At 72.8% G+C, this 25956-nt stretch carries 21 protein-coding genes; 14 read left to right on the top strand and 7 right to left on the bottom strand.

The window, feature by feature from the left end:
• Positions 1–4: 4 nt before the first annotated feature.
• The 12 genes from EF903_RS33770 to pgi all read left to right on the top strand — a co-directional run bounded on the left by EF903_RS33770 (position 5) and on the right by pgi (position 15179).
• A complete protein-coding gene (locus tag EF903_RS33770) occupies positions 5–790 on the top strand; it encodes a hypothetical protein (protein ID WP_125540632.1) in 786 nt (261 codons plus the stop codon).
• 117 nt (positions 791–907) lie between these two features.
• On the top strand, positions 908–2953 hold the full coding sequence (gene uvrC / locus EF903_RS00700; protein WP_125540633.1) for an excinuclease ABC subunit UvrC: 2046 nt from the start codon (positions 908–910) through the stop codon (positions 2951–2953).
• Entirely contained in the window at positions 2950–3900 is a 951-nt protein-coding gene (gene rapZ, locus EF903_RS00705) for an RNase adapter RapZ (RefSeq protein WP_125540634.1), read from the top strand. Before uvrC ends, rapZ begins: the two co-directional genes overlap by 4 nt.
• On the top strand, positions 3897–4967 hold the full coding sequence (gene yvcK / locus EF903_RS00710) for a uridine diphosphate-N-acetylglucosamine-binding protein YvcK (protein WP_125540635.1): 1071 nt from the start codon (positions 3897–3899) through the stop codon (positions 4965–4967). The genes rapZ and yvcK overlap by 4 nt, the downstream gene beginning before the upstream one ends.
• Positions 4958–5947 (top strand): DNA-binding protein WhiA, encoded by a 990-nt coding sequence (gene whiA, locus EF903_RS00715; protein ID WP_114057080.1) that lies wholly within the window; start codon positions 4958–4960, stop codon positions 5945–5947. The genes yvcK and whiA overlap by 10 nt, the downstream gene beginning before the upstream one ends.
• A 173-nt stretch (positions 5948–6120) precedes the next feature.
• Positions 6121–9075: a M14 family metallopeptidase gene (locus EF903_RS00720; protein WP_125540636.1), complete on the top strand. Its 2955-nt coding sequence runs from the start codon at positions 6121–6123 to the stop codon at positions 9073–9075.
• Positions 9076–9285: 210 nt separating this feature from the next.
• Positions 9286–10290 carry a type I glyceraldehyde-3-phosphate dehydrogenase gene (gene gap / locus EF903_RS00725; RefSeq protein WP_125540637.1) on the top strand — a complete coding sequence of 335 codons (1005 nt, stop codon included), beginning with the start codon at positions 9286–9288 and terminating at the stop codon, positions 10288–10290.
• 147 nt (positions 10291–10437) lie between these two features.
• Positions 10438–11649 carry a phosphoglycerate kinase gene (locus EF903_RS00730; RefSeq protein ID WP_125540638.1) on the top strand — a complete coding sequence of 404 codons (1212 nt, stop codon included), beginning with the start codon at positions 10438–10440 and terminating at the stop codon, positions 11647–11649.
• Positions 11650–11655: 6 nt separating this feature from the next.
• Positions 11656–12432, top strand: a complete 777-nt coding sequence (gene tpiA, locus EF903_RS00735) for a triose-phosphate isomerase (RefSeq protein ID WP_125540639.1) — start codon at positions 11656–11658, stop codon at positions 12430–12432.
• A 151-nt stretch (positions 12433–12583) separates the two neighbouring features.
• Positions 12584–12814 carry a preprotein translocase subunit SecG gene (secG, locus tag EF903_RS00740; protein WP_125540640.1) on the top strand — a complete coding sequence of 77 codons (231 nt, stop codon included), beginning with the start codon at positions 12584–12586 and terminating at the stop codon, positions 12812–12814.
• 244 nt (positions 12815–13058) lie between these two features.
• Positions 13059–13346 carry an RNA polymerase-binding protein RbpA gene (locus EF903_RS00745; RefSeq protein WP_030197743.1) on the top strand — a complete coding sequence of 96 codons (288 nt, stop codon included), beginning with the start codon at positions 13059–13061 and terminating at the stop codon, positions 13344–13346.
• A 177-nt stretch (positions 13347–13523) separates the two neighbouring features.
• Positions 13524–15179 carry a glucose-6-phosphate isomerase gene (gene pgi, locus EF903_RS00750; protein ID WP_125540664.1) on the top strand — a complete coding sequence of 552 codons (1656 nt, stop codon included), beginning with the start codon at positions 13524–13526 and terminating at the stop codon, positions 15177–15179.
• A 75-nt stretch (positions 15180–15254) separates the two neighbouring features.
• On the opposite strand, the gene pgl is transcribed toward pgi, so the two are convergent.
• The 5 genes from pgl to tkt form a co-directional block, all read right to left on the bottom strand.
• Positions 15255–16031: a 6-phosphogluconolactonase gene (gene pgl, locus EF903_RS00755; RefSeq protein ID WP_125540641.1), complete on the bottom strand. Its 777-nt coding sequence runs from the start codon at positions 16029–16031 to the stop codon at positions 15255–15257.
• Positions 16032–16125: 94 nt separating this feature from the next.
• Positions 16126–17208 (bottom strand): glucose-6-phosphate dehydrogenase assembly protein OpcA, encoded by a 1083-nt coding sequence (gene opcA / locus EF903_RS00760; RefSeq protein WP_125540642.1) that lies wholly within the window; start codon positions 17206–17208, stop codon positions 16126–16128.
• Positions 17205–18731 (bottom strand): glucose-6-phosphate dehydrogenase, encoded by a 1527-nt coding sequence (gene zwf / locus EF903_RS00765; RefSeq protein WP_125540643.1) that lies wholly within the window; start codon positions 18729–18731, stop codon positions 17205–17207. Before zwf ends, opcA begins: the two co-directional genes overlap by 4 nt.
• Before the next feature lie 5 nt (positions 18732–18736).
• The gene (gene tal / locus EF903_RS00770; RefSeq protein ID WP_125540644.1) at positions 18737–19855 is read right to left on the bottom strand and encodes a transaldolase; all 1119 of its coding nucleotides are present in this window, start codon (positions 19853–19855) and stop codon (positions 18737–18739) included.
• Between the two features lie 35 nt (positions 19856–19890).
• The gene (gene tkt / locus EF903_RS00775; RefSeq protein ID WP_125540645.1) at positions 19891–21978 is read right to left on the bottom strand and encodes a transketolase; all 2088 of its coding nucleotides are present in this window, start codon (positions 21976–21978) and stop codon (positions 19891–19893) included.
• Between the two features lie 259 nt (positions 21979–22237).
• Here tkt and EF903_RS00780 point away from each other — a divergent pair, with 259 nt between their 5' ends.
• On the top strand, positions 22238–23179 hold the full coding sequence (locus EF903_RS00780; RefSeq protein WP_162793278.1) for a heme o synthase: 942 nt from the start codon (positions 22238–22240) through the stop codon (positions 23177–23179).
• A gap of 24 nt (positions 23180–23203) precedes the next feature.
• Positions 23204–23548 (top strand): hypothetical protein, encoded by a 345-nt coding sequence (locus EF903_RS00785; protein WP_125540647.1) that lies wholly within the window; start codon positions 23204–23206, stop codon positions 23546–23548.
• Positions 23549–23780: 232 nt separating this feature from the next.
• Here the strand turns inward: EF903_RS00785 and EF903_RS00790 are convergent, their stop codons facing one another.
• Positions 23781–24770 carry a heme A synthase gene (locus EF903_RS00790; RefSeq protein ID WP_185902480.1) on the bottom strand — a complete coding sequence of 330 codons (990 nt, stop codon included), beginning with the start codon at positions 24768–24770 and terminating at the stop codon, positions 23781–23783.
• A gap of 4 nt (positions 24771–24774) precedes the next feature.
• Entirely contained in the window at positions 24775–25923 is a 1149-nt protein-coding gene (locus tag EF903_RS33775; protein WP_185902481.1) for a hypothetical protein, read from the bottom strand.
• Positions 25924–25956: the final 33 nt, after the last annotated feature.

Below are 25956 nucleotides of genomic sequence, written 5' to 3' on the forward strand. Positions count from 1 at the left end.
CGCCGTGACGAAGCGCACCGCAGCAGCAGCAGTCCTCGCCGCGACCGCCCTCCTCGGCCTCGCGGAGCAGGCCTCGGCCGCCCCCGCCGCCGTCCCGCAGCCGCCCACCGCCGGAGCGGAGGACCGGGCCGCCGCCGCCCGCGCCGCCGGCACGCCCGACACCCTGGCGGTCCTCGCCCGGTTCTTCGCCCGGGAGGGCGGCCCCGGCGCCGCCGCGGCCGCCGGCCCGCCCCGGATCGAGGGGGAGCCCGTCGAGGTGCGCCACCTCTCGCCCGACTTCGTCGCCGGCCGGCCCGGTGCCCCGGTGTCCCGCCTGGAGTTCCTCGCCGGCCGGGCCGTCGCCGCCGACGGCCGGCAGGCCGCGGTGTGGACCGCGCGGACCGCCGGCGGCTGGGAGGTGGTCAACATCGCCGACGGTGACGACGAGTTCCGCTACGCCCGGCTCGGAGCGGAGCGGATGCCCGGCGGCACCGTCTTCCGCGAGCCGCAGATCGACGCCTGGTACGTCGCCGGCGGCGGGCGTGTGCTGCCGCTCGACGAGGACGCCGTCCGCGCGGTGGGGGAGCGGGGCACCGCCCTGGCCTCCTACCGGGCGCGCGTGGCCGCCGCGTACGGGGACAAGCTGCCCGGGTCCGCGTACGCCCGGGAAGGCCGGGCCGGCGGCTACGCGGAGGCCGCCGCCCGTTCGGACGGGTCCCCGCCCGCCGCCGGGGCCGCCGGCGCGGCCCTGGCCGCCGCCCTCGGGGTCCTCGCGGTACGCCGCCGGCGCCTGCGGCGGCGTACGGGCTGACCCCCGGCGCGGCGTGCCGCCGGCCGGTGCCGGCCGCCGGCGGCACGCCGCGCAGCCGCCCCCGCCGCCCCGGCGGCAGGGGCCGGGATGTCGGTCCGCGACAGTAGGGTGGGCGGCATGGCCGACCCTTCCAGCTACCGCCCCCAGCCGGGCCAGGTCCCCGACTCGCCGGGGGTCTACCGCTTCCGAGACGAGAACCGCCGGGTGATCTACGTCGGGAAGGCCAAGAGCCTGCGCCAGCGCCTGGCCAACTACTTCCAGGACGTCGCCGGACTCCACCCGCGCACGGCCACCATGGTCACCACGGCCGCCTCCGTCGAGTGGACCGTCGTGTCCACCGAGGTCGAGGCCCTCCAGCTGGAGTACTCCTGGATCAAGGAGTACGACCCCCGGTTCAACGTCAAGTACCGGGACGACAAGAGCTACCCCTCCCTCGCCGTCACCATGAACGAGGAGTACCCGCGCGTCCAGGTCATGCGCGGCCCCAAGAAGAAGGGCGTCCGCTACTTCGGCCCCTACGCGCACGCCTGGGCGATCCGCGAGACCGTCGACCTGATGCTGCGCGCCTTCCCCGTCCGCACCTGCTCCGCCGGGGTGTTCAAGCGCTCCGCGCAGATCGGCCGGCCCTGCCTCCTCGGCTACATCGGCAAGTGCTCCGCCCCCTGCGTCGGCCGTGTCACCCCGGAGGAGCACCGCGAACTCGCCGAGGACTTCTGCGACTTCATGGCCGGCCGCACCGGCACCTACCTCACCCGCCTCGAAGCCCGGATGCACGAGGCCGCCGAGGAGATGGAGTACGAGAAGGCCGCCCGGCTGCGCGACGACATGGGGGCGCTGCGCCGCGCCATGGAGAAGAACGCCGTCGTCCTCGCCGACGCCACCGACGCCGACCTCGTCGCCGTCGCCGAGGACGAGCTCGAAGCGGCCGTGCAGATCTTCCACGTCCGCGGCGGCCGGGTCCGCGGCCAGCGCGGCTGGGTCACCGACAAGGTCGAGGCCGTCGACACCGCCGGGCTCGTCGAGCACGCCCTCCAGCAGCTGTACGGGGAGGAGACCGGCGAGGCCGTGCCCAAGGAGGTCCTGGTCCCGGCGCTGCCCGAGGACGCGCCCGCCCTCGGCCAGTGGCTGGCCGCCCGGCGCGGCTCGCAGGTCAGCCTGCGCATCCCGCAGCGCGGGGACAAGAAGGCCCTCATGGAGACCGTCCACCGCAACGCGCAGCAGGCCCTCGCCCTGCACAAGACCAAGCGCGCCGCCGACCTGACGACCCGCTCCCGCGCCCTGGAGGAGATCGCCGAGGCCCTCGGCCTCGACAGCGCGCCGCTGCGCATCGAATGCTTCGACATCTCCCACCTCCAGGGCGACGACGTCGTGGCCTCCATGGTCGTCTTCGAGGACGGCCTCGCCCGCAAGGGCGAGTACCGGCGCTTCCAGATCAAGACCTTCGCCGGGCAGGACGACGTCCGCTCCATGCACGAGGTGGTCTCCCGGCGCTTCCGCCGCTACCTCCGGGAGAAGCTGAAGACCGGCGAGTGGTCCCCCGAGGACGCCGCGGCCGACGCAGCCGACACGGCCGAGGGCATCGACGGCGCGGGGCGGGCGCAGGACGACGGCAGGCCCAAGCGCTTCGCCTACCCCCCGCAGCTCGTCGTCGTCGACGGCGGCCGGCCGCAGGTGGCCGCCGCGCAGCGGGCTCTGGAGGAGCTCGGCATCGACGACGTCGCCGTGTGCGGCCTGGCCAAGCGCCTGGAGGAGGTGTGGCTGCCCGGCGAGGACGACCCCGTCGTGCTGCCCCGCACCAGCGAGGGCCTCTACCTGCTCCAGCGCGTCCGCGACGAGGCGCACCGGTTCGCCATCCAGTACCAGCGCAGCAAGCGCGGCAAGCGGCTCAAGGCCGGCCCGCTCGACGAGGTCCCCGGCCTCGGCGAAACCCGCAAGCAGGCCCTGGTCAAGCACTTCGGTTCGGTGAAGAAGCTGAGACAGGCGACAATCGACCAGATCTGCGAGGTCCCGGGCATAGGGCGCAAGACGGCCGAGACGGTGGCCGCGGCCCTCGCCCGGGCGGTCCCCGCCGCTCCTGCCGTCAACACGGCGACAGGGGAGATCATGGAGGAGGAGACCCCCGCACCCGCGGGAACCTCGTCCGAACGGGGGACCGACCGATGACCGAGCAGCACGAGACCGAGTACGACCGAGACGGAGCACAGGTGAGTACGGGCACGACACTGGAGCCCGGCGAGAGCGCCGAGGCCGCCATCCCCGAGCTGGTGATCATCTCCGGAATGTCCGGAGCCGGCCGCAGCACGGCGGCCAAGTGCCTGGAGGACCTCGGCTGGTTCGTCGTGGACAACCTCCCGCCGGCACTGATCCCCACCATGGTGGAGCTCGGCGCCCGCTCGCAGGGCAACGTCGCACGGATCGCGGTCGTCGTCGACGTCCGCGGCCGCCAGTTCTTCGACGCCCTGCGCGAGTCCCTCGCCGACCTGGAGCTCCGCGGCGTCACCCGGCGCATCGTCTTCCTGGAGTCCTCCGACGACGCACTGGTGCGCCGCTTCGAGTCCGTCCGCCGCCCCCACCCGCTCCAGGGCGAGGGCCGCATCACCGACGGCATCGCGGCCGAGCGCGACCTGCTGCGCGAGCTCCGCGGCGACGCCGACCTGGTCATCGACACCTCCAGCCTGAACGTGCACGAGCTGCGCGCGAAGATGGACGCCCAGTTCGCGGGCGAGGAGGAGCCCGAGCTGCGGGCCACCGTCATGTCCTTCGGCTACAAGTACGGCCTCCCCGTCGACGCCGACCTCGTCGTGGACTGCCGTTTCATCCCGAACCCGCACTGGGTGCCCGAGCTCCGGCCGTTCACCGGACTGAACCCGGAGGTCTCGGGCTACGTCTTCAGCCAGCCCGGCGCCAAGGAGTTCCTCGACCGCTACACGGAGCTGCTCCAGCTCATCGCCGCCGGCTACCGCCGCGAGGGCAAGCGCTACGTGACCATCGCCGTCGGCTGCACCGGCGGCAAGCACCGCAGCGTCGCCGTCTCCGAGAAGCTCGCCGCCCGCCTCGCCTCCGAGGGAGTCGAGACCGTCGTGGTCCACCGGGACATGGGGCGCGAGTGACCGGACGCACCCTGCGGCTGCGCCGCCTGCGCCGCCTCACCCCGGGGCGGGGCGAGGACGGCGCGGTCCGCACCGCGCCGCGCCGCGGCGCAGCCGCCAAGGGCGCCGCGCCCAAGGTCGTCGCGCTCGGCGGCGGCATGGGCCTGTCGGCGTCGCTGGCCGCCCTGCGCCGGATCACCGGCGAGCTGACCGCGGTCGTCACCGTCGCCGACGACGGCGGATCCAGCGGTCGGCTGCGCGAGGAGCTCGGCGTCCTCCCCCCGGGCGACCTGCGCAAGGCGCTGGCCGCGCTCTGCGGGGACGACGACTGGGGCCAGACCTGGGCCCGCGTCATCCAGCACCGCTTCCAGTCGGCCGGCGCCCTCCACGAGCACGCGGTGGGCAACCTGCTGATCGTGGCCCTGTGGGAGCAGCTCGGCGACCCCGTCCAGGCCCTCGACCTCGTCGGCAGGCTGCTCGGCGCGCAGGGCCGGGTGCTGCCGATGTCGGCGGTCCCGCTGGAGCTGCAGGCGCTCGTACGGGGCCACGACCCGGCCCGCCCGGCGGACGTGGACACCGTCCGGGGGCAGGCCACCGTCGCCACCACCCCCGGCGAGGTGCTGTCCGTGCACCTCGTGCCGTCCGACCCGCCCGCCGTGCCGGAGGCCGTCGCCGCTGTCCTGGACGCCGACTGGGTGGTCCTCGGTCCCGGGTCCTGGTTCTCGTCCGTCATCCCGCACCTGCTGGTGCCGGAACTCCTCGACGCGCTCACGGAGACCAAGGCCCGGCGCGTGCTGTCGCTGAACCTGGCCCCGCAGCCCGGCGAAACAGAGGGCTTCTCTCCGCAGCGTCATTTGGAGGTTTTGGCCCGACACGCCCCTAAACTCGCCCTGGACGTGGTGCTGGCCGACCAGGCCGCCGTGCCCGACCGCGAGTCCCTCGCCGATGCCGCGCAGCGCTTCGGTGCCGCGGTCGAGCTGGCGCCGGTGGCCAGGGAAGACGGCTCCCCCAAGCACGACCCGGAGCTGCTCGCAGCCGCGTACGACCGTATTTTTCGGATGCATGGAAGGATCGGCCCATGGCGATGACGCCAGCGGTGAAGGATGAGATCTCCCGGCTCCCCGTCACCCGTACCTGCTGCAGGAAGGCGGAGGTCTCGGCGATTCTTCGGTTCGCCGGCGGCCTGCACCTGGTGAGCGGCCGGATCGTCATCGAGGCGGAACTCGACACCGGGATCGCCGCGCGGCGGCTCCGCAAGGACATCCTGGAGATTTTCGGCCACTCCTCGGACCTCGTCGTCATGGCTCCGGGCGGCCTGCGCCGCGGCAGCCGCTACGTCGTCCGCGTCGTGGCCGGAGGCGACCAGCTGGCCCGCCAGACCGGCCTGGTCGACGGCCGCGGCCGCCCGATCCGGGGCCTTCCCCCCCAGGTGGTCTCCGGGGCCACCTGCGACGCCGAGGCGGCTTGGCGCGGCGCCTTCCTGGCCCACGGCTCGCTCACCGAGCCGGGCCGGTCCTCCTCGCTGGAGGTCACCTGCCCCGGCCCCGAGGCAGCCCTGGCCCTGGTGGGCGCCGCCCGGCGGCTCTCCATCGCGGCGAAGGCCCGCGAGGTCCGCGGCGTGGACCGCGTCGTCGTCCGCGACGGCGACGCCATCGGCGCACTGCTGACCCGGCTCGGCGCCCACGAGTCCGTGCTGGCCTGGGAGGAGCGGCGGATGCGCCGCGAGGTCCGCGCCACCGCGAACCGGCTGGCCAACTTCGACGACGCCAACCTGCGCCGCTCGGCGCGCGCCGCGGTCGCCGCCGGGGCCCGCGTCCAGCGCGCCCTGGAGATCCTCGGCGAGGAGGTGCCCGAGCACCTGGCCGCCGCGGGCCGGCTGCGCATGGAGCACAAGCAGGCCTCCCTGGAGGAGCTGGGCGCCCTCGCCGACCCGCCGCTGACCAAGGACGCCGTCGCCGGCCGCATCCGCCGCCTGCTGGCGATGGCCGACAAGCGGGCCCAGGACCTCGGCATCCCGGGCACCGAGTCGAACCTCAGCGAGGAGCTGGCCGACAACCTGGCCGGCTGACCGGTCCGGCCGGCAGCGCACCACGCACCGGGGCCCGTACGCCGCACAGCGCGCCGCGTACGGGCCCCGGGCGCGCGGCGGCTCGTTCCCGCAACGCCCCATTGACATGGACACGAGGCCTCGTGAGCCTGTCGTCCGAACGCTTTCGTGGCAGTCGACCCCCAGGGGGGCACATGAGGCACCGCGCGGGACTGATCCTCGCCGCCAGCTCACTCCTCTTAGCAACCACCGCGGCCGCCCTCCCGGCCGCGGCCCACGCCCGCCCCGCAGCGGACGCCGCACCCGGCGCCGAGGAGGTCCGGGTCTACGACGCCGACATCACCAAGGAGCAGGTCCCGCTCGTCCTCGCCGCCGGCCAGGACGGGCACGAGCTCTCCGAACGCGCCCCGGAGACCGGCACCGCCCGCGTGGAGCTGTTCCTCACCGAGGGCCAGGCCCGCGGGCTCGCCGCCCGCGGCGTGGCCCTCACCGAACGCAAGACCGGAGCAACCGCCCGCGCGCAGGCCTCCGGCGACGGCGTCTTCCGCCCGTACAGCGGCAAGGGCGGCCTGAAGGAGGAGGTCCTGCGGACCGCGCGGGAGCACCCCGGCCTCGCCAAGGCCGTCTCCATCGGCAAGACCGTCCAGGGCCGGGACATCCTCGCGCTGAAGGTCACGAAGAACGCCCGCACCACCCGCGACGGCGCGAAGCCCTCCGTGCTGTACATGTCCAACCAGCACGCCCGCGAGTGGATCACGCCCGAGATGACGCGGCGCCTGATGCACCACACGCTGGACGCCTACGGCAAGGACCCCCGGATCACGAAGCTGGTGGACTCCACCGAACTGTGGTTCCTGCTGTCGGCCAACCCCGACGGCTACGACCACACCCACGCCTCCGAGGCCAACCGGCTCTGGCGCAAGAACCTCCGCGACAACAACGGCGACGGGAAGATCACCAGCGGCGACGGCGTCGACCTGAACCGGAACTTCGCCTACAAGTGGGGATACGACGACGAGGGCTCCTCGCCCAACCCCGCGAACGAGACCTACCGCGGCCCCTCCGCGGCCTCCGAGCCCGAGACCGCCGCCCTCGACCGGTTCCAGAAGCGGATCGGCTTCGAGTACGCCGTCAACTACCACTCCGCCGCCGAGCTCATCCTCTACGGCGTCGGCTGGCAGGTCGCCACGCCCACCCCCGACGACACCGCCTACCGGGCGCTCGCCGGCACCCCCGACAACCCGGCGGTCCCCGGCTACCGGCCGCAGCTGTCGTCCGAGCTGTACACCACCAACGGCGAGGCCGACGGCCACGCCGCGAACGTCAACGGCATCATGATGTTCACCCCGGAGATGACCACCTGCCGGACGGCCTCCGCCTCCGACCCGAACGACCGGTGGAAGCCCGAGGACTGCCGATCCGGCTTCAACTTCCCCGACGACGAGAAGCTGATCCAGGCCGAGTTCGCCAAGAACATCCCCTTCGCGCTCGCCGTCGGCGAGAGCGCCGCACGCCCCGACCGGCCGGTGTCACCCGTGGGCCTGACGGCAGCCGACTTCACCCTCGACCCCTTCACCACCTCCTACGCGCCCGACGGCCGCGACCAGCCGGTCGCCGTCACCGCCCGCAAGGCGCTCGGCGACAAGCGGCTGCACTGGCGCGTCAACGGCGGCCGCACCCACGACCGCGGCGTGAAGCCCTGGAAGGGCGGCTCCGTCTACGGCGGCGAGGACAACAACTGGTTCGACGAGTACCGGGGCGCGGTGCACGGCGCCCGCCCCGGCGACCGCGTCGAGGTCTGGTTCACGGGCCGCGACCGGGACGGCCGCCGCGTCTCCAGCGACCGCTTCACGTACACGGTCGCCGAGCGGCCCCGCGCCGACGCCCTCGTGATCGCCGAGGAGGGCGCCCCCGCCCGGCACGCCGGCGGCTACGCCGACGCGCTCCGCGCCAACGGCCGGGCGGCAGCCGTGTGGGACACGGCCGTCCAGGGCGCCCCGCACCGCCTCGGCGTCCTCGCGCACTTCCGCACCGCCGTCCACTACACCGGCGCCGGCGCCCCCGGCGGCGCCACCCAGCTCGCGCTGCGCTCGTACCTCAACGAGGGCGGGAAGCTGATCGAGGCCGGTGAGTCGGCCGGCGGCGACGCCCGGGTCGGGCCCGCCCTCACCGACGACTTCGGTCAGTACTGGCTCGGCGCCTACGGCCGCAGCAGCGTCCGCGGAGCCGCCGGCTTCACCGGCGCGGGCGGCCTCGCCGGGGCCCGCGGCGGGCTCGGCGACGCCGAGGGCAACCCCCTGGACGCGCCCGGCGCCTTCACCATCACCTCCGAGAGCCTGCCCGCGGACCGCTTCCCGCAGTTCCGCAGCGCGCAGGCGGGCGGGTACGCCGGCGTCGCGAACCCGTACGCCCCCCACTCCGGCACCGGCATGGCCGCGGCGACCCACGCCGACGGGGACTGGCGGCGGCTGACCCGCACCATCGACCTCACGACCGTGTCCGCCGCGGACGCGCCGCAGCTCAAGGCCGCCCTGAACTGGCACACCGAGCGGGGCTACGACCACGCCGTCCTGGAGGCGCGCACGGCCGGCGCCGACGACTGGACCACCCTGCCCGAGGCGGGCGGCCTGACCCGCGGCCAGGTGCCGACGGACTGCGGGGCCGGCTTCTTCGTCAACGCGCACCCCTTCCTGCGGCGCTACCTCACCCAGGAGGGCAGCGGCTGCACCGCGCGGGGGAGCAGCGGCGTGTGGCACAGCCTCACCGGCTCGTCCGACGGCTGGAAGCAGGCCTCCTTCGACCTGAGCGCGTACGCGGGCCGGACCGTCGAGGTGTCGCTGTCGTACGTCACGGACGCGAGCGACGGCGGCCGCGGCGTCTTCGCGGACGACGTCCGCCTCTCCGTCGGGGGAGTGGACCAGACCACCGAGGGGTTCGAGGCCTCCCTGGGGAGCTGGACGGCGGCCGGCGCCCCTGTGGGAAGCGCCGAAGTTCCCGGCGACTGGCAGCGCTCCGGCGAGCTGTTCCGCTCGTACGCCTCGGTCACCACGCGTGACACCGTCCTGCTCGGATTCGGCCTGGAGCACCTCCGTGAGCCGGCCGACCGCGCGCTACTCGTCGGTAAGGCGCTCCGTGCGCTGAACCGCTGATCACCGCCCCCGCCGCCGCTCACGCCGCGTGACCGGCACCGAGGCCCCGCAAGCCCCGCACCGGCCCGCCGGAGCGGGGTGCGGGGTGTGTCAGGTCCCGGACGATGTCACTCGCAAGCTCACGGAGAGGTAGGGTCGTAAGCGGTCGGGGACATCCCATTTACAGCTCGCCGGGCGCACAGACCGGCGCACCAACGAGGAGATCGGTTCGTGACGATCCGCGTAGGAATCAACGGTTTTGGTCGAATTGGCCGCAACTACTTCCGAGCTCTCCTGGAGCAGGGGGCGGACATCGAGATCGTCGGTGTCAACGACCTGACGGACAACGCCACCCTGGTGCACCTCCTCAAGTACGACAGCATCCTCGGCCGCCTCAAGCAGGAGGTCACGCACACCGAGGACACGATCACGGTCGGCGGCAACACCTTCAAGACGTTCGCCGAGCGCGACCCCGCGAACCTCCCGTGGGGCGAGCTGGGCGCCGACATCGTCATCGAGTCGACCGGCATCTTCACGAAGAAGGCCGACGCCGCCAAGCACATCGCCGCCGGCGCGAAGAAGGTCCTCATCTCGGCCCCGGCCAAGGACGAGGACATCACCATCGTGATGGGCGTCAACCACGACAAGTACGACGCGGCCAACCACCACGTCATCTCCAACGCCTCCTGCACCACCAACTGCGTGGCGCCGATGGCCAAGGTCCTCGACGAGAACTTCGGCATCGTCAAGGGCATGATGACGACGGTCCACGCGTACACGAACGACCAGCGCATCCTGGACTTCCCGCACTCGGACCTGCGCCGCGCCCGCGCCGCAGCCGAGAACATCATCCCGACCTCCACCGGTGCCGCCAAGGCCACCGCGCTGGTCCTGCCGCAGCTGAAGGGCAAGCTCGACGGCATCGCCATGCGCGTCCCGGTCCCCACCGGCTCGGTCACCGACCTCGTCATCGAACTCGACCGCGAGGTCACCAAGGACGAGATCAACGCCGCCTTCCAGAAGGCGTCCGAGGGCCAGCTCAAGGGCATCCTGGACTACACCGAGGACGCGATCGTCTCCTCCGACATCGTGAACTGGCCGGCCTCCTGCACCTTCGACTCGTCGCTGACGATGGTCCAGGGCAAGCAGGTCAAGGTCGTCGGCTGGTACGACAACGAGTGGGGCTACTCCAACCGACTCGTCGACCTGACCGTCTACGTCGGCGGCCGGCTCTGACGCACGTCGGACACACAAGCCGAACTCCCATGATGTGAGCACAGGGTCCGCGCAGCGCGATGAAGCGCCGTACGGGCCCTGTTGCCTGCCCGCCCCACCCACCCCGCGCCGGTACGGCCCGTGCCGGGGGACAAGGAGTAGAAACACATGAAGACGATCGACGAACTCCTCGCCGAGGGCGTCTCGGGCAAGAGGGTCTTCGTCCGCGCGGACCTCAACGTGCCGCTCTCCGGCGACGTGATCACCGATGACGGCCGGATCCGCGCCGTGCAGCCGACCATCGCCCGCCTCGCCGGGGCCGGCGCCCGCGTGGTCGTCGCCTCGCACCTGGGCCGCCCCAAGGGCGCCCCGGACCCGGCGTTCTCCCTCGCCCCCGCCGCGAAGCGGCTCGGCGAACTCCTCGGCGCGGAGGTCGCCTTCGCCGCCGACACCGTCGGCGCCTCCGCCAGGGAGACCGTCGCGAAGCTCTCCGACGGCCAGGTCGCCGTCCTGGAGAACCTCCGCTTCAACCCCGGCGAGACCGCCAAGGACGACGCCGAGCGCGGAGCCTTCGCCGACCAGCTCGCCGAGCTGGCCGACGTCTACGTCGGCGACGGCTTCGGCGCCGTGCACCGCAAGCACGCCTCGGTCTACGACCTGCCCGCGCGCCTGCCGCACGCCGCCGGCTCCCTGATCGCCGCCGAGGTCGGCGTCCTGAAGAAGCTGACCGCCGACGTCAAGCGCCCCTACGTCGTCGTCCTCGGCGGCGCCAAGGTCTCCGACAAGCTCGCCGTCATCGACGAGCTCCTCGGCAAGGCCGACCGCCTCCTCATCGGCGGCGGCATGGCCTACACCTTCCTCCACGCCAAGGGCTACGAGGTCGGCATCTCCCTGCTCCAGAAGGACCAGGTGGAGACCGTCAAGGAGTACATGGCCCGCGCCGAGGCCAACGGCGTCGAGCTCGTCCTGCCGGTCGACGTCCTCGCCGCCTCCGAGTTCCCCGACCTCAAGGGCAAGACGCCGGCCGAGTACGCCACCGTCGACGCCGACAAGATCCCCGCGGACAAGGAGGGCCTCGACATCGGCCCCAAGACCCGCGAGCTGTACGCTTCGAAGATCGCCGATGCCGAGACGGTGTTCTGGAACGGCCCCGTGGGCGTCTTCGAGCACCCGGACTACGCCGGCGGCACCCGCGCCATCGCGCAGGCCCTCGTCGACAGCAGCGCGTTCACCGTCGTCGGCGGCGGCGACTCGGCCGCGGCCGTGCGCACGCTCGGCTTCGACGAGAACGCTTTCGGCCACATCTCTACCGGCGGCGGCGCCTCCCTCGAATACCTCGAGGGCAAGACGCTCCCCGGTCTCGCTGCACTGGAGGTCTGACCCCCGATGACCACGCGCACCCCGCTCATGGCGGGCAACTGGAAGATGAACCTCAACCACCTCGAGGCCATCGCGCACGTCCAGAAGCTCGCCTTCGCGCTCGCCGACAAGGACTACGACGCCGTCGAGGTCGCGGTCCTGCCGCCCTTCGTCGACCTGCGCTCCGTCCAGACGCTCGTCGACGGCGACAAGCTGAAGATCAAGTACGGCGCCCAGGACCTCTCGGCCCACGACGCCGGCGCCTACACCGGCGAGATCTCCGGCTCCATGCTCGCCAAGCTCAAGTGCACGTTCGTGGCCGTCGGCCACAGCGAGCGCCGCCAGTACCACGGCGAGACCGACGAGGTCTGCAACGCCAAGGTCAAGGCCGCCTACCGGCACGGCCTCACCCCGATCCTGTGCGTCGGCGAGGGCCTGGAGGTCCGCAAGGCAGGCGACCAGGTCGCCCACACCCTCGCCCAGGTCGACGGCGGCCTGAAGGACATCCCGGCCGAGCAGGCCGAGTCCGTCGTCATCGCCTACGAGCCCGTCTGGGCCATCGGCACCGGCGAGGTCGCCACCCCCGAGGACGCGCAGGAGGTCTGCGGGGCCATCCGCCGCCGCCTCGCCGAGCTGTACTCCCAGGAGCTGGCCGACAAGGTCCGCATCCAGTACGGCGGCTCCGTCAAGGCGAACAACATCGCGGCGATCATGGCGCAGCCCGACGTCGACGGCGCCCTGATCGGCGGCGCGGCCCTCGACGCGGACGAGTTCGTCAAGATCGTCCGGTTCCGGGACCAGTAGTCCGCACCCCGCGGCAGCGAGTAGGCCGCGGGCCGGATCCGTCGTACCCTTGCGGGGGCCAGGAGGCTGCACCACCAGCCACTGGCCCCCGCGCCCATCCGGCACCGCCGGAAAGCCTTCGGAAGCCAGAAAGTAGGAATCAGCCGTGGTTATGGGGTTCTCGATCGCCCTGATCGTCTTCAGTGCGCTGCTGATGCTGCTCGTGCTGATGCACAAGGGCAAGGGCGGCGGCCTCTCCGACATGTTCGGCGGCGGCATGCAGTCCTCCGTCGGCGGCTCCTCGGTCGCCGAGCGCAACCTCGACCGCATCACGGTCGTGGTCGGCCTGCTGTGGTTCGCGTGCATCGTCGCCCTCGGCCTGCTGATGAAGTCGAACGGCTGACGCCTCCGGGCAGCCGCCGGTTCTCGCCGATCCGGCCGTCCCGCCCGGCGCGTCCCGCCTATCATGAAGGCGGCGTCCACGGCTCGGAGTGAGTAACTCCATTTGCTGGACGTCCGTTGGGCCTTCCGTAGACTGGGGCGCCCGCGGCGGAAACCTCTCACGCTTCGCGGCACCATCACGCAGGGGAGTTACGACCGTGGCAAGTGGCAACGCGATCCGTGGCAGCCGGGTCGGGGCGGGGCCGATGGGCGAGGCCGAGCGCGGCGAGTCCGCGCCCCGCCTGCGCATCTCGTTCTGGTGCTCGAACGGGCACGAGACGCAGCCCAGCTTCGCCAGCGACGCACAGGTGCCGGACACCTGGGACTGCCCGCGCTGCGGGTTCCCGGCCGGCCAGGACCGGGACAACCCCCCGGCGCCGCCGCGCACCGAGCCGTACAAGACGCACCTGGCGTACGTGCGCGAACGCCGCACCGACGCCGACGGCGAGGCCATCCTCGCCGAGGCCCTCGCCAAGCTCCGCGGCGAGATCTGACGAGAGCCGCGCACCGGCGCGGCACCGGGCCCGGGCCCGCGGGAGGACTGCCTCCGGCGGACCGGGCCCTTTCGCATGCCCGCACACCGCAGCGCTGTCCCGCACAGGCCTCCTCCATCCCTTAAGTTGGTGATCGGCGGGGCACGACAGGACGGAAGAAACGGGTTGATGTCCGAGATGAACGCAGAAGGCCGGGCAAGGCTCAACCGGACCCCCGAGTGGCTTGCCCTCGGCAAGCACCGGGAAGAGCTGGGGCAGACGCATCTGCGGCAGCTGTTCGAGGAGGACCCCGACCGCGGCACGGCGTACACGCTGCGCGTCGGAGACCTCCACATCGACTACTCCAAGCACCTCGTCACCGACGAGACGCTCACGCTGCTGCGCGAACTGGCCGCCGCCACCGGCGTCGCCGAACTGCGCGAGGCCATGTTCCGCGGCGAGAAGATCAACACCACCGAGGGCCGCGCGGTCCTGCACACCGCGCTGCGCGCCCCCGCCGGCGCCGTCGTCGAGGTCGACGGCGAGGACGTCGTCCCCGGCGTGCACGCCGTCCTCGACAAGATGGCCTCCTTCAGCGAGCGGATCCGCTCCGGGGAGTGGACCGGCTTCACCGGAGCGCCCCTCACCAACATCGTCAACATCGGCATCGGCGGCTCCGACCTCGGACCGGCGATGGCGTACGAGGCGCTGCGCCCCTTCACCGACCGCGGCCTGACGGTGCGGTTCGTCTCCAACGTCGACGGCGCCGACCTGCACGAGGCCGTCCGCGACCTCGACCCGGCGCGGACCCTGTTCATCGTCGCGTCCAAGACGTTCACGACGATCGAGACCATCACCAACGCCGAATCGGCCCGCGCCTGGCTGCTGGACGGCCTGGGCGGCGACGAGGCCGCCGTCGCACGGCACTTCGTCGCGCTCTCCACCAACGCGGAGAAGGTGACGGGCTTCGGCATCGACCCGGCCAACATGTTCGAGTTCTGGGACTGGGTCGGCGGCCGCTACTCCTTCGACTCCGCCATCGGCCTCTCGCTGATGATCGCGATCGGCCCGGACCGCTTCCGCGAACTCCTCTCCGGCTTCCGGCTGATGGACGAGCACTTCCGCACGGCGCCCCCGGAGGAGAACGCCCCGCTGCTCCTCGGTCTCCTCGGCATCTGGTACGGCGCCTTCCACGACGCCCAGTCGCACGCGGTCCTGCCCTACAGCCACTACCTGTCGCGGTTCACCGCATACCTCCAGCAGCTCGACATGGAGTCCAACGGCAAGTCCGTGGACCGCGAGGGCCGCCCCGTCGACTGGCAGACGGGCCCCGTGGTATGGGGCACCCCCGGCACCAACGGCCAGCACGCCTACTACCAGTTGATCCACCAGGGCACCAAGGTGATCCCGGCCGACTTCATCGGCTTCGCCCGCCCGATCGCCGAACTGCCGCCGCGCCTCGCGGCCCAGCACGACCTGCTGATGGCCAACTTCTTCGCCCAGACGCAGGCGCTGGCCTTCGGCAAGACCGCCGACGAGGTCCGCGCCGAGGGCGTCGCCGAGGAGCTCGTCCCCCACAAGACCTTCCGCGGCAACCACCCCACGACCACGGTCCTGGCCGCCGAGCTGACCCCGTCCGTGATCGGCCAGCTGATCGCGCTGTACGAGCACAAGGTCTTCGTCCAGGGCGCCGTGTGGAACATCGACTCCTTCGACCAGTGGGGCGTGGAGCTCGGCAAGGTCCTCGCCAAGCGGGTGGAGCCGGCGCTGGCCGAGGGCGCCGACGTGCCCGGGCTCGACGCCTCGACCCGGAACCTCGTCGGGGTCTACCGCTCGCTGCGCGGCCGCTCCTGACCCCTGCCGACGCGACGGCCCGCCGTCCCCGAGGGGAGGGCGGGCCGTCCGCAGCACCGTGAGGGGCCGTCAGGCTCACACCGGCGGGTAGAGGCCCGCCGGGAGCTTCGCCGCGGCCGCCCGGTCGAGCAGCCACAGGGTGCGCGAGCGCCCGTACGCGGCCGCCGCCGGGGCCTGGACCTCGCCGGCGCCGCCCAGCGCGATGGCGACCGCCCCGGCCTTGTCCTCGCCCGCCGCGAGCAGCCACACCTCGCGGGCCGCCCGGATCGCCGGCAGGGTCAGCGACACCCGGGTCGGCGGGGGCTTCGGGGCGCCGTGCACGCCGACGACCGTGCGCTCGGTCTCCCGCGCCGCCGGGTGCTCCGGGAACAGCGACGCCACGTGCGTGTCGGGGCCCACGCCCAGCATCAGCACGTCGAAGCGGGGGACCGGGCCGTGGTCCTCGGGGCCCGCGGCGCGCCGCAGCTCCTCCGCGTAGGCCGCGGCCGCGGCGTCCGCGTCGTCCCCGTACGGGCCGTCCGACGCCGGCATCGCGTGCACCCGCGCCGGGTCGACGGGCACCGCGTCCAGCAGCGCCTCGCACGCCTGGACGTGGTTGCGCTCGGGGTCGTCGGCCGGGACGAAGCGCTCGTCGCCCCACCACAGGTCGATCCGGGCCCAGTCGACCGCGTCCCGGGCGGGTGCCGCCGCCAGCGCGGCGAGCAGCCCGTTGCCGTTGCGGCCGCCGGTCAGGACCACCGAGGCGGTGCCCCGGGCGGCCTGAGCGTCCACGATCTTCGTGATGAGCCGGGCGGCCGCGGCCTGGGCCATCAGCTCCTTGTCCCGGTGGACGACGACCTGGGGAGTCGTCATACCCATGTTGTTGCCGCCTTCTTGGTCGGGAAATGGCACGGCCGCCGACCGGACCGCCCCGGAAGGGGCGGAGCCGGCCGGCGGCCGCGGGGTGTCACTGCTTGGCCGGGGCCTTCTTGGCGGCCGCCTTGGAGGCGGGCTTCGCGGCGGCCTTGCCGGCGGGGGCGGCCGCTTCGCCGCCGTCCCCGGCGCCGTCGCCCTCCGCCGCCTGCGCGGCCGCGGCGGGCGCGGCCGGGGCGGGGGAGTCCTGCGCCGCCCGCAGCTTCGCCACGCCGAACTTCAGCGCGGACTCGTACGTGTTGTCCGGGTCCAGCCGGCGCAGCTCCTCCGCCAGAAGCTCGGCCGTCTCGCGGCGCTTGAGCGCCACGCTGCGGTCGGGCTGGCCCGGCATGCACAGCGTCGCCAGCGAGCCGTCCGCACGGCCCAGGAGGATCTCGCCCTCCTTGGTCTCCAGGCGGACCGCCGTCAGGCCGGGGCCCGAGGACAGCGTGCGCTCGACGGGCACCTTCAGCCGGTCCGCCAGCCACATGGCCAGCAGCTCGCAGGACGGGTTCTCGTCCTCGCCCTCGACGGTCGCCGAGACGACCTCGAAGGCCTGCTGGTCCAAGGCCGCCGCCAGCATGGAGCGCCACGGCGTGATGCGGGTCCAGGACAGGTCCGTGTCCCCGGGCGCGTACGTCTGCGCCCGCTCCGCGAGGGCCCCTATGGGGTCCTCGCAGGCGTACGTGTCGCTGATGCGGCGCTGCCCGAGCGCGCCCAGCGCGCTGCCCGCCAGGTCCGAGGGCGCGCCCTCGGGCCACCAGACGACGACCGGGGCATCCGGCAGCAGCAGCGGGAGGACCACCGAGTCGGCGTGGTGGACGAGCTCGCCGTGGAGGCGCAGCACGACCGTCTCGCCGGTGCCCGCGTCCGCGCCGACCCGGACCTCCGCGTCGAGGCGGGCGTCGCGGCGGCTGCGGGCCGAACGGCTGACCCGCTTGATCACGACGATGATCCGCGAGGGGTGCTCGTGGGACGCGTCGTTCGCCGACTTCAGGGCGTCGTACGCGTTCTCCTCGTCGGTCACGATCACCAGCGTGAGGACCATGCCGATGGCCGGCGTGCCGATGTCGCGGCGGGCCTGCACCAGCGCGGCGTTGATCTTGCTGGAGGTGGTCTCCGTGAGGTCGATCTTCATGGCCGGCGCCAGCTCCGTCCGTCTCGTGCGAGCATCTCGTCCGCCTCGATCGGCCCCCAGGTCCCCGCCGGGTACTGCGCGGGCCTGCCGTGCCTGTCCCAGTACTCCTCGATCGGGTCGAGGATGTTCCAGGACAGCTCGACCTCCTGGTGGCGCGGGAAGAGGTTCGCGTCGCCCAGCAGGACGTCCAGGATGAGGCGCTCGTACGCCTCGGGGCTCGACTCCGTGAAGGACTCGCCGTACGCGAAGTCCATCGTGACGTCCCGGACCTCCATCGAGGTGCCCGGGACCTTGGAGCCGAAGCGGACCGTGACGCCCTCGTCCGGCTGGACCCGGATGACCAGGGCGTTCTGCCCCAGCTCCTCGGTCGCGCCCGACTCGAACGGCAGGTACGGGGCCCGCTTGAAGACGACCGCGATCTCCGTCACCCGGCGGCCCAGGCGCTTGCCCGTCCGCAGGTAGAACGGCACGCCCGCCCAGCGGCGGTTGTTGATCTCCAGGCGGATCGCCGCGTAGGTGTCCGTCTTGGACTTCGGGTCGATGCCGTCCTCTTCGAGGTAGCCGACGACCTTCTCGCCGCCCTGCCACGCCGAGGTGTACTGGCCGCGCACGGTGTGCTTGCCCAGGTCCTCGGGGATCTGGACGGCGCTCAGCACCTTCAGCTTCTCCGCCACCAGCGCCTTGGGGTGGAAGGAGCCCGGCTCCTCCATCGCCGTCAGCGCGAGCAGCTGCAGCAGGTGGTTCTGGATGACGTCGCGGGCGGCGCCGATGCCGTCGTAGTACCCGGCGCGGCCGCCGATGCCGATGTCCTCGGCCATGGTGATCTGCACGTGGTCCACGTAGGACCGGTTCCAGATCGGCTCGAACATCGTGTTCGCGAAGCGGAGCGCCAGGATGTTCTGGACGGTCTCCTTGCCGAGGTAGTGGTCGATGCGGAAGACCTCGTCCCGCGGGAACACCTCGTGGACGACCTTGTTGAGCTCCTCGGCGCTCTTCAGGTCGTGACCGAAGGGCTTCTCGATGACGGCGCGCCGCCAGGAGCCCTCCTTCTGGGCGAGCCCGTGGTCCTTGAGCTGCTGGACCACCTTGGGGAACCACTTCGGCGGCACCGACAGGTAGAAGGCGAAGTTCCCGCCCGTCCCCTGCTGCTTGTCGAGCTCCTCGATCGTCGCCTTCAGCGTCTCGAACGCCTGGTCGTCGTCGAAGTCGCCCTGGACGAAGCGGCAGCCCTGCACCAGCTGCTGCCACACCTCCTCCCGGAAGGGGGTGCGCGAGTGCTGCTTGACGGCCTCGTACACCTCCTGGGCGAAGTCCTCGTGCTCCCACTCGCGGCGGGCGAAGCCGATCAGGGAGAAGCCCGGCGGGAGCAGGCCTCGGTTGGCCAGGTCGTAGACGGCAGGCATCAGCTTCTTGCGCGACAGGTCACCCGTAACGCCGAAAATGACCAGGCCGGACGGCCCCGCGATACGCGGGAGCCGCCGGTCCTGTGCGTCACGAAGCGGGTTCGCTCCGTTTACAGACAAGGTGTTCAGGCCTCCGTGGGAGCGAGGCGCTCCAGCTCCGCCTCGGTGGACTTCAGCAGGTCGTTCCAGGACGCCTCGAACTTCTCGACGCCCTCGTCCTCCAGCAGCTGCACCACATCGTCGTACGAGATGCCGAGCTCCGCGACCGCGGCGAGCACCCGGCGGGACTCGTCGTAGGTGCCGCGCACGGTGTCGCCGGTCACCCGGCCGTGGTCGGCGGCCGCCTCCAGGGTGGCCTCCGGCATCGTGTTGACCGTGTTCGGGGCCACCAGGTCGTCCACGTACAGGGTGTCCTTGTACGCCGGGTCCTTGACGCCGGTCGAGGCCCACAGCGGGCGCTGCTTGTTGGCGCCCAGGCGCTCCAGGGCGGCCCAGCGGTCGGAGGAGAAGACCTCCTCGTACGCCTCGTAGGCCAGGCGGGCGTTGGCGAGGGCCGACTTGCCCTTCAGGGCCTTGGCCTCGTCGGTGCCGACGCCGTCCAGGCGCTTGTCGATCTCGGTGTCCACGCGGGAGACGAAGAACGACGCGACCGAGTGGATCTCGGAGAGGTCCAGGCCCGCGGCCCGGGCCTTCTCCAGGCCCGCCACGTAGGCGTCCATGACCTCGCGGTAGCGCTCCAGCGAGAAGATCAGCGTGACGTTGACGCTGATGCCCCGGCCGATGACCTCGGTGATCGCCGGCAGGCCGGCCTTGGTCGCGGGGATCTTGATCAGCGTGTTCGGGCGGTCCACCAGCCAGGCGAGCTGCTTGGCCTCGGCGACGGTCGCCGCCGTGTTGTGGGCCAGCCGCGGGTCCACCTCGATGGAGACGCGGCCGTCCTGGCCGTCGGTCCGGTCGAAGACCGGCCGCAGGATGTCGGCGGCGTCGCGGACGTCCGCCGTGGTGATCATGCGGATGGCCTCTTCGACGGTGACCTTGCGGGCCGCGAGGTCGGCGAGCTGCTGCTCGTAGCCGTCGCCGCTGCTGATCGCCTTCTGGAAGATCGACGGGTTGGTGGTGACGCCGACGACGTGCGACTCGTCGATCAGCTCGGCCAGGTTGCCCGACGTGATGCGCTTGCGGGACAGGTCGTCCAGCCAGATCGCCACGCCCTCGTCGGAGAGGCGCTTGAGTGCGTCTGTCATGGGAATTGCATCTCCTACTGGTTCTTGTACCGGCGTCAGCGCGCGGCGGCTTCGAGGGATTCCTTGGCGGCGGCGGTCACGGCCTCCGGGGTGAAGCCGAACTCGCGGAACAGCACCTTCGCGTCGGCGGAGGCGCCGAAGTGCTCCAGCGAGACGATCCGGCCCGCGTCCCCGACGTAGCGGTGCCAGGTCAGGCCGATGCCCGCCTCGACCGCGACACGGGCCTTGACGGACGGCGGCAGCACGCCGTCCTTGTAGGCCTGGTCCTGCTCCTCGAACCACTCGACGGACGGCATCGACACCACGCGGGTCGGGATGCCCTCGGCCTGGAGCGCCTCGCGGGCGGCGACGGCCAGCTGGACCTCGGAGCCGGTGCCGATGAGCACGACCTGCGGCTCGCCGCCCTCGGCCTCGAAGAGGACGTAGCCGCCCTTGGCGGCGTCCTCGTTCCGCTCGTACACGGGCACGCCCTGGCGGGTGAGGGCCAGGCCGTGCGGGGTGCCCTTGCCGAACACCTTGGTGTGGCGGCGCAGGATCTCGCGCCAGGCGACGGCCGTCTCGTTGGCGTCGGCCGGGCGGACGAGCGCGAGGCCCGGGATGGCGCGCAGCGAGGCGAGGTGCTCGATCGGCTGGTGGGTCGGGCCGTCCTCGCCGAGGCCGATGGAGTCGTGCGTCCACACGTAGGTGACCGGCAGGTGCATCAGGGCGGACAGGCGGACCGCGTTGCGCATGTAGTCGGAGAACACCAGGAAGGTGCCGCCGTAGATGCGGGTGTGGCCGTGCAGGGCGATGCCGTTCATGGCCGCGGCCATGGCGTGCTCGCGGATGCCGAAGTGGATGGTGCGGCCGTACGGGTCGGCCTCCGGCAGCGGGTTGCCCTTCGGCAGGAACGAGGAGTTCTTGTCGATGGTGGTGTTGTTCGAGCCGGCCAGGTCGGCCGAGCCGCCCCACAGCTCCGGGATGACGGCGCCGAGCGCCTGCAGGACCTTGCCGGAGGCAGCGCGGGTGGCGACGGAGGAGCCGGGCTCGAAGACGGGGAGCGCCTCCTCCCAGCCCTCGGGCAACTCGTTCGCGTTGATCCGGTCGAACGCGGCGGCGCGCTCCGGGTTGGCGGTGCGCCAGGCGGAGAACTCCTTCTCCCACTCGGCCTTGGCCTCGCGGCCGCGGTCCAGCGCCTTGCGGGTGTGGGCGATGACCTCGTCGGAGACCTCGAAGCTCTGCTCCGGGTCGAAGCCGAGGACGCGCTTGGTGGCCGCGACCTCGTCGTCGCCGAGGGCCGAGCCGTGGGCCGCCTCGGTGTTCTGGGCGTGCGGGGCCGGCCAGGCGATGATCGAGCGCATCGCGATGAAGGACGGGCGCTCCGTCTCGGCCTTCGCGGCGGCCAGGGCCGCGTACAGGGCGGCGGGGTCGATGTCGCCGTTGGCCTGCTGCTCGATGCGCTGGACGTGCCAGCCGTAGGCCTCGTACCGCTTGAGGGTGTCCTCGGAGACGGCCGTCTCCGTGTCGCCCTCGATGGAGATGTGGTTGTCGTCCCAGAGCAGGACGAGGTTGCCGAGCTTCTGGTGGCCCGCGAGCGAGGACGCCTCGGCGGAGATGCCCTCCTGGAGGCAGCCGTCGCCGGCGATGGCGTACACCATGTGGTCGAAGGGAGAGGTGCCCGGGGCGGCCTCGGGGTCGAACAGGCCGCGCTCGTAGCGGGCGGCCATGGCCATGCCCACCGCGTTGGCGACGCCCTGGCCCAGCGGGCCGGTGGTGGTCTCGACGCCGGCCGTGTGGCCGTACTCCGGGTGGCCCGGGGTCTTCGAGCCCCAGGTGCGGAACGACTTGAGGTCGTCCAGCTCCAGGCCGAAGCCGGCCAGGTACAGCTGGGTGTAGAGGGTCAGCGAGGAGTGTCCGGCGGAGAGCACGAAACGATCGCGGCCGACCCACTCGGGGTCGGCCGGGTCGTGCCGCATCACCTTCTGGAAGAGCGTGTAAGCGGCGGGGGCCAGGCTCATGGCCGTGCCGGGGTGGCCGTTTCCGACCTTCTGGACCGCGTCCGCGGCCAGGATGCGGGCGGTGTCCACCGCGCGCTGGTCCAGTTCGGTCCATTCGAGCTCTGTGGTCGTCGGCTTCGTGCTCACCGTGGGTCAGGGCTCCTCTCCACATGTCTGTTCCCGGTGACGTACGGTGCACCGGCGCGATTCCGAGCCTACCCCCGCCGCGGCGTGCAGCTATTCGAGCGCCCGCAGTCCGTCACAACGTCGCCGCCCCCGATCGGGCCAACACGATGCGACCCCCGCGCAGGGCGACACAAGTGCAACGTCTACAGTGGCGTGGTACGCGCAAGCCTTTACGGGCCCCCATGCCCGGAGCTTGCTGGTTTCTCTGTCAGGGGTGTGCGTGACGGCCGTCGAATCCCGTCCATCGGGGGTGCTCGGGACGAGCCCCGGGCACCGGCCGTTCGGGGCCCGTGCCATGGCTTTTGTGGCTTTGACCAAGCCGCGGATCATCGAACTTCTGCTGATCACCACAGTGCCGGTGATGTTCCTCGCGGAGCAGGGCGTGCCCTCGCTCTGGCTGGTCCTGGCCACGTGCTTCGGCGGCTACATGTCCGCGGGCGGCGCCAACGCCCTGAACATGTACATCGACCGCGACATCGACGCGCTGATGGACCGCACCTCGCAGCGGCCGCTCGTCACCGGCATGGTCAGCCCGCGGGAGTGCCTCGTCTTCGGCATCACCCTCGGCGTGGTCTCCACGGTGTGGTTCGGACTGCTCGTCAACTGGCTGTCCGCCGCGCTCGCCCTCGGCGCGCTCCTCTTCTACGTCGTCGTCTACACGATGCTGCTGAAGCGGCGCACCACCCAGAACATCGTCTGGGGCGGCATCGCCGGATGCATGCCGGTGCTCATCGGCTGGTCCTCGGTCCGCAACGAGGTCTCCTGGGCCGCCGTCATCCTCTTCCTCGTCATCTTCTTCTGGACCCCGCCGCACTACTGGCCGCTGTCCATGAAGGTGGCCGACGACTACGCGCGTGTCGGCGTGCCCATGCTGCCGGTCGTCGCCGGCAACCGGGCCGTGGCGCGGCAGATCGTCGCCTACAGCTGGGTGATGGTCGCCGTCTCGCTGCTGCTCACCCCCCTGGGCTACACCGGCTGGTTCTACACGGCGGTCGCACTCGCGGCCGGCGGCTGGTGGCTGTGGGAGGCGCACGCGCTGCACGCGCGCGCCAAGGCGGGCGTGACCGGCGCGAAGCTGAAGGAGATGCGCCTCTTCCACTGGTCCATCACCTACGTGTCGCTGCTGTTCGTGGCCGTGGCCGTGGATCCCTTCCTCCGCTGATTACCCGCGGGTAGCATGCTGTCCATGGCAGACACCACCCCCGCGGACGCCGCGGACAAGAAGCAGGAGCGGGCCGCCGCGAAGCTGGCCAAGCAGATCGGGGCGTTCGCCAAGGAGCACGGCGGCGCCGAGGGCCACCTCGCGCACATCGGCCAGGCCGGCACCCGTATCGTGCTGGTCGGCGCCGACGGCGCCTGGGGCGACCTCGTCGCGCCGACCCACGCCGCCGCCGCCCTGGCCGCTCAGAAGGCCGCCCTCACCCTCCACGAGGACTTCGACGGCGACTTCGCCGCCCGCGTGAAGACCGGCCCGTACGAGTGGAACCGCATGGCGGGCCTCCAGCTCGGCGGGACGCAGCCCGCGGCCTGACGGCCTCGGCCCCCCTGCGCCCGACAGCCCTGTGCCCCGCCCGGATCGGGCGGGGCACAGGGCTGTCTCGGTATAAGGGCCACGCCGCACGCCGCACGCCGCGCACGCCGCTGCTGCCCGGGGCCGGGGCCGGGGCCGCGACGGGGAGACCCCCAAACGCCGGGAGGGGCGGCGCCGAGTGCGCCGCCCCTCCCACCGCGTACCGGCCCAGGAGCCCGGGCCGGCGTACGCCTCAGACCGCCGAGAGCGACGGTTCGCCCGGGGCCGGGGCCCCGGCCGGAAGCGCAGGCCGCTCGCGCAGGCTCAGTGCCACGCGCAGGACCGCGATCCACACCAGGCAGGACCCCAGCATGTGGGCCGCGACCAGGAGCTCGGGAAGGTCCGTGAAGAACTGCACGTAGCCGACGGCGCCCTGGGCGAGCAGGACCACCAGCAGGTCGCGGGCGCGGGCCCGGGTGTCCGCGGGGGCGTCCACCACGCGCAGCACCAGCCACATCGCGACCGCCAGCGCGCACACGAGCCAGGCGGCGATCGCGTGGACGTGGGCGACGCCCTCCCAGTCGAGCGGCATCCGCTTGATCTCGCTGCTGTCGCCGGCGTGCGGGCCGGAGCCGGTCACGACCGTGCCCGCGGCGATCAGCACGGCGGTCGTCGCGAGCAGCGCCCAGGACAGCTTGCGCACCGGGCCGGGCACCCGAGGCCGGGCCGGGGTGTCCCCCTCGCCGAGGCGGTGCCAGGTGACCGTGGTCAGGGTGATCAGCGCGGTGGCGAGCAGGAAGTGCCCGGCGACGCTGTACGGGTTCAGGCCGGTCATCACGGTGATCCCGCCGAGCACGGCGTTGGCCACGACGAGGCCGAACTGCATCCAGCCGAGACGGGTCAGCGAGCGGCGCCACGGCTTGGCCGAGCGCGCCGCGAGGATGGACCAGCCGACGGCCGCGGACAGCACGTACGTCAGCATCCGGTTGCCGAACTCGATCGCCCCGTGCAGCCCCTGCTCCTGCGTGGCGACCAGGCTGTCGTCGGTGCACTTGGGCCACGTGTCGCAGCCGAGGCCGGATCCGGTCAGGCGCACGGCCCCGCCGGTGACGACGATGGCCACGCTCATGAGCAGGGCGGCGAACGCGGCCCGCCGGACGGTCCGGGGTGACGGGGTCCAGCGGCGCGCGAGGTAAGCGAGTGGGGTCAACACGGCGCTTATCGTACGCGGCGCCTTGTGCAAACTTTCACGAGGGGGTGTCGCCCGGGTGGCGCGCCGCGGATTCCGGGCCCGATACGTATCGGAAGCGGGCGCCGGCCGGGTCGCCCTCCTGGTGCCACCACACCCGAAGCCGCCAGTGCGTTCCGTCCCCCGGGTAGCGCGACGACATCCGGAAGCCGCGCACCAGCTCCGCTCCGAACTCCTCGGCCGTGCGGTTGCGGACCTCGGCGCTGCCCTGCCAGCCGCCGTGCCTGCCCTCCCACAGCCCGTCGGCGCCGCGGGCCTCGAACCGCCACACGGCCCGCCACGGCGTGACCTCCAGCATGGTGCGGACCTGGTCGGCGCCCAGGTGCAGCCGGGCCGCCAGCTCCTCCTCCGGCACCCCCTGGATCCGGGCGGCCACCACGGCCTGCGGCAGCAGCCGTCCCGGCAGCAGGCCGCGGGCCCGCAGCCCCACCAGGGAGCCGAAGGACAGGAAGCGCAGGCGCAGCTCCAGCTGCCGGCCTATGTGGTCGAGGGCCTCCTCCGCGTCGGCCGCGCCCGCGGAGCCGGGGTCGGCCAGCAGCAGCGCCCGGAAGGCGCCCTCGGCTTCCACCGCCCGGGCCACGGCCTCCTCGGCCAGGCCCAGCTCGGCGAGCCGGTCGCCGAGGAACACCAGGGCCTGGGCGAGGCCGCGCCGGTTGACCGGATCCTCCTGGTCCAGGCCGCTCCACACCCCGACCGCGGTGCGCGTCAGGTCCAGGGCCCGCTCGCCGGCCGCCCGCTCCATGGCCCCCGGCCCGTCCTCGGCGGCCGTGCCGAGCGGGTGCAGGGGCAGCCGGTCGGGGCCGCTCAGCGGCCAGGCCAGCCAGACGCCCTGGTTGATCAGCAGCCGGGCGTACCAGCGGGCGTACTGCGGGGAGTACCCCGCGGCCTGCCGTGCGTACCCGAGCCCCTCCTCGACGGCGGCCAGCGCCCCGGCCCGGTCACCGCCGGCGAAACGCCGCGCCGCCAGGTCGCCCAGGCGCAGCCCCAGCCGCGCCGCGCACTCCGCGTCGGTCCCGGCCGGCCCGCGCAGGGCCCCGATGAGCTCCCCCAGCAGCGCCTCGGCCTCGCCGTACGCCGCCTCCCGCTCCCCGGACCTGATCCCCGCCCACTGCTCGTCCAGCCGCAGTGCGGCCTCCCGCTGCCCCATTTCCGCCCCCCGGCGTCCTGGTGTGCGCCACCC

The sequence above is a fragment of the Streptomyces sp. WAC05292 genome, assembly GCF_003949955.1.
Lineage (GTDB): Bacteria > Actinomycetota > Actinomycetes > Streptomycetales > Streptomycetaceae > Streptomyces > Streptomyces globosus.

Bases quoted from the DNA above. Each gene is read 5' to 3' on its own strand.
- uvrC (WP_125540633.1), top strand. From the start codon at position 908: ATGGCCGACCCTTCCAGCTACCGCCCCCAGCCGGGCCAGGTCCCCGAC.
- rapZ (WP_125540634.1), top strand. From the start codon at position 2,950: ATGACCGAGCAGCACGAGACCGAGTACGACCGAGACGGAGCACAGGTG.
- whiA (WP_114057080.1), top strand. From the start codon at position 4,958: ATGGCGATGACGCCAGCGGTGAAGGATGAGATCTCCCGGCTCCCCGTC.
- EF903_RS00720 (WP_125540636.1), top strand. From the start codon at position 6,121: ATGAGGCACCGCGCGGGACTGATCCTCGCCGCCAGCTCACTCCTCTTA.
- EF903_RS00730 (WP_125540638.1), top strand. From the start codon at position 10,438: ATGAAGACGATCGACGAACTCCTCGCCGAGGGCGTCTCGGGCAAGAGG.
- tpiA (WP_125540639.1), top strand. From the start codon at position 11,656: ATGACCACGCGCACCCCGCTCATGGCGGGCAACTGGAAGATGAACCTC.
- secG (WP_125540640.1), top strand. From the start codon at position 12,584: ATGGGGTTCTCGATCGCCCTGATCGTCTTCAGTGCGCTGCTGATGCTG.
- EF903_RS00745 (WP_030197743.1), top strand. From the start codon at position 13,059: ATGGGCGAGGCCGAGCGCGGCGAGTCCGCGCCCCGCCTGCGCATCTCG.
- pgi (WP_125540664.1), top strand. From the start codon at position 13,524: ATGAACGCAGAAGGCCGGGCAAGGCTCAACCGGACCCCCGAGTGGCTT.
- pgl (WP_125540641.1), bottom strand. From the start codon at position 16,031: ATGACGACTCCCCAGGTCGTCGTCCACCGGGACAAGGAGCTGATGGCC.
- opcA (WP_125540642.1), bottom strand. From the start codon at position 17,208: ATGAAGATCGACCTCACGGAGACCACCTCCAGCAAGATCAACGCCGCG.
- tal (WP_125540644.1), bottom strand. From the start codon at position 19,855: ATGACAGACGCACTCAAGCGCCTCTCCGACGAGGGCGTGGCGATCTGG.
- EF903_RS00785 (WP_125540647.1), top strand. From the start codon at position 23,204: ATGGCAGACACCACCCCCGCGGACGCCGCGGACAAGAAGCAGGAGCGG.
- EF903_RS33775 (WP_185902481.1), bottom strand. From the start codon at position 25,923: ATGGGGCAGCGGGAGGCCGCACTGCGGCTGGACGAGCAGTGGGCGGGG.